Source organism: Micromonospora sp. CNB394 (assembly GCF_000374985.1).
GTDB classification, from domain to species: domain Bacteria; phylum Actinomycetota; class Actinomycetes; order Mycobacteriales; family Micromonosporaceae; genus Micromonospora; species Micromonospora marina.
In genome coordinates this window covers 1-2,888 of record NZ_KB895899.1, presented here as the reverse complement: position 1 = coordinate 2,888, position 2,888 = coordinate 1, and the positions used below count along the sequence as shown (strand labels likewise).

General features: G+C 64.0%; 2 protein-coding genes. Both read right to left on the bottom strand.

Annotated features, from left to right (window positions below):
* Nucleotides 1-43: 43 nt before the first annotated feature.
* Nucleotides 44-1,636 carry a hypothetical protein gene (locus C569_RS31890; protein ID WP_196806827.1) on the bottom strand — a complete coding sequence of 531 codons (1,593 nt, stop codon included), beginning with the start codon at nt 1,634-1,636 and terminating at the stop codon, nt 44-46.
* Nucleotides 1,637-2,026: 390 nt separating this feature from the next.
* Nucleotides 2,027-2,884 (bottom strand): sigma-70 family RNA polymerase sigma factor, encoded by an 858-nt coding sequence (locus C569_RS35170; protein WP_369754158.1) that lies wholly within the window; start codon nt 2,882-2,884, stop codon nt 2,027-2,029.
* Nucleotides 2,885-2,888 lie beyond the last annotated feature (4 nt).

Genomic DNA, 2,888 nt, shown 5'->3' with positions numbered 1-2,888 from the left:
TAAACGAGTCATGCCCGCCCTGCTACCACCAGCACGGGCGCGTCTACACCAAGCGGATCAAGCCGGACACCCTCACGACTTTGCCGGGGCCCTGCAAGATCACCCGGTGCTCGGCGGGTTCGGCGGTGGAGCCAATAGGCCGCCATTGGGATCGGGCCATTGCGGTTGCACGACCGCAGAGCACGCCAACAGTCCCGTTCTCCTGGATCTGAAGGACCAGCAGAGAGTCCTCCCGGACCGATCCGTCCTCACGAATGCCGTTCTCCTTGACCATCCCGCTGCTACGGCGTCGCCACATACCGCTGTCAAGGTCAGGCGCAAAGGGCTGTCCTCCACGCGCGGTGACCGCCTGATGGACCACGGTATCCAGGTCCCCGGTCGCGGACATGGTGCTGACGCCAGCGAGCGCGTCGGGTGCGGCGCCCACCGGGTGAGCGACGAGGTAGAGGCGGCCGTTCGTGTGTGCGGAGTTGTCCGGCACAGGGTCATCGGCGGCCAGCTCGTCGAGCAACGGCACTACATCCACCCCGGCGGGCTCCGTCACCCTCGCGGAGGAGTTGCCTGCACCTCCGCGACCAGAAGCACTAGCGACCTGGGCTGTTCCTGCCGACTCGGGGATGCGTTGCGTCCCCGTGTCTGACTTTGTCACGAGGCGTTCCAACAAGGCGAACATGACCTGCGCGGAGGCGCGTGCGGCGAACTTCTTGTACCGGTCGTCCTTCCTGGTGTCGGCATGGTCCATCACGCCCTTGGCGACAAGCCAGGCAAGTCCCCGATCATGGGCGACGGTCGCGATGGTAGCGGCTTCCATCTCGACAGCGGTGATCTTCCGCATGCCCATCGCCTTCAACCGGCCCCAGACGTCGGGATCGGCAATGACGGCGCTGCCGCTGGCCATGGGGGCGGCGAGCACGCGGAACGGAAGCCGCTGTGGTCCGTCGGCGTCGTCGTAGAGCCGTCGCTGCACGAGGCGGGACCCGTCGCTGGTCAGAGCGGCCTCGCCGGTCGGCTCGCGCCGGATCAGACCGTGCTCCTCAAGCTGCGCCAAGCGCTGCTGCCAGGTGCCGCTCGGGAAGTAGGCGTCGCGTGCAGGGTGGCTGCGTGGTTGCTGCCCCCGGTGTAGCTGCTCGAGAAACCAGAGCAACGCCTCGTCCTCGCTGGCGTCCCCGTAGCTGGCCAAACGAGTGGAGTCAAAATCCTGCGCGGCGCGTAGCCAGCGGGACTGCAGCCGGAACTGCCGGTGATCGCCCTCAAACCCGGTGGCCGACTGCTTGCCTTCGTCCCACTCGTAGACGGGCTCACCGACCACGACGTCACCCAGCGCCGTGTCTGCGGCGTTACCGGCGCATACGCCACACATCGCCATGGATGCCGGGCGCAACCAATCGGCCAGCGACGCAGCGAACGGCCCTGTAGCGCGACCGCCCATCTGCGTCGGCCGGGCCAACGCCACCGTGAACCGAGGCTCCCCATCGACGTGGTACTCGCCCCAGGAGAACGGTGGGACAGCGTCCAGGTTGCGGTTCTCCCACCGAAGCACTCCCGGACCCGTCGGGGTGCTCGCCAGACCAGCCGCCTTGGCCGCATCGAACTCCTCCGGCAACGCCGCAATGACCAGCACATCGACGCGGTCCATGTTCCTCCCGTTGTGATCCAGTGCCCTGCTGCGGGCGGCGCGCTCAGCCGCACCCTGCTGCTCAGTCGCCAACCCATACTCTGTCACCGGCTCAAGGAACGCCAGTGTCGGAGTGCTCGGCATCGCGGTGCGCATTGTCGCCGGAATGGACTCGTCCGCCGTCCAATGCTTCAGGCGATATTTCCAGTATGCGGCAATGCTAGAGACGTGTCGGGATCGGAAATCTCCCGGCCCACCCCACACCTCCTATACGTCGGTGCCCAGGTCACCGAAGCTGATCCACCCCACCGCCCTGTGTGTAAGCTCGCCCGAGCGGCTTCAGTAATTCGCCTATTCTTCAACTTTTCCGTGGCGTAATGCCATTCCATTGATGGCAGTGCTGTGCATGAGCTACGGCGGGGCATCCTCTGCGTGATCCAGCAGTCGGACGAGCGTGCTGCGTGCCTTCCTTAAGGAAGCACGGACTGAATCCGGCGAGAGGTTCAGTTCCTGTGCTATATCAGCCGGCGTGTAACCATCGAGAGTCCACGCCATTACTTGGCGCTGTCGTGCGGGAAGTTCGGCGAGCAGACGCAGGACGTCATGACGCTGCTCCCATTCTGCCACGTCAACGTCTGCTGAAATCAAAGGACCCTTGTCGACTTCGCGAACCGGCTGCTCGCTGGCTGTGATCCGGCGTGCGTATTTTTGAGAGGCGACGCGTCGAACCCAGGCCCGCGGCTCCCTAATGTTAGGCCACCTCCGGAACGCATCGATCATAGTCTCTTGCACTATATCGGCGGCATCAGCGAGTCCCGCGCCTTGCCAGACGAGGAATGTTACGAGACCTGGGGTTGAGTTCCTGTAGAACGCACTGAATTCGTCATGACGCTCGGCCGATAGAGCTGTCCGAGCTCCCTGAGTGTCTGGTAGGGAAGTAGACTCGGAAGGGCGGCTGATTGGCTTGTTGCTTCTTGCGCTATCGCCTTGTTGGCCTGTGGTGGGGCTATCTGTGCGGCTCGCCTTGCGTGCTATGTCGGCAGCGTGGAAGGCTCCTACACTCTCAAATTGTGCCCCCGCCTGTTCGAATGCGCGAAGTGCCTCGTCATGTCTGCCCAGAATCCGGTACGTGTTTCCGAGGTCGTTGAGTACTACGCCTTCACTGTGTCGGTCTCCGATCATGGTGAAGAGTTCGAGTGCGCGTTGGTGGTATGAGATGGCGTCTTGTAGTTGGCCGGCCTCGCGTAGGACGCTGCCGAGGTTGGACAGCGCT

What these genes read in the sequence shown, in the direction of transcription:
- C569_RS31890 (WP_196806827.1), bottom strand. Translation starts at nt 1,636, where the DNA reads ATGGACCGCGTCGATGTGCTGGTCATTGCGGCGTTGCCGGAGGAGTTC.